Raw genomic sequence first — 259 nt, 5'->3', positions numbered from 1 at the left:
TTACATTTATTATTCGCTAAAGTGAAAATTAGCTATATCTATATCCGAAGTCATTACAGGCTCCAATAAGTATTCTGACACCTGCGTCAGATCGGCTGTGTTCGCTTGAAAATCTTCCATAGACGCACCGTCACTACCTTCTTGACTTACAGGACTGTTAGAGTCGCTCGATGACTGAGTATATACAAACTCTCCGTGATGAGATACGCTGATGACACCGTGACTGACTTGCGGATTTGGGCTTCTTCGATCGAAAAAA

The 259-nt window shown here is 42.1% G+C and carries 1 protein-coding gene; it reads right to left on the bottom strand.

All coding sequences use genetic code 11. The features are described 5' to 3' along the window. Window positions 1-9: 9 nt before the first annotated feature. Window positions 10-259, bottom strand: a 250-nt coding sequence (locus tag VJI94_RS08500) for a hypothetical protein (protein WP_324009049.1), incomplete at its 5' end; no start/stop codon positions are given.

The sequence above is a fragment of the Parvimonas sp. D9 genome (assembly GCF_035282565.1).
Classification (GTDB): domain Bacteria; phylum Bacillota; class Clostridia; order Tissierellales; family Peptoniphilaceae; genus Parvimonas; species Parvimonas micra.
Note: the sequence above shows the minus strand (reverse complement) of the source record. Positions and strands in the feature narration are given on the sequence as shown.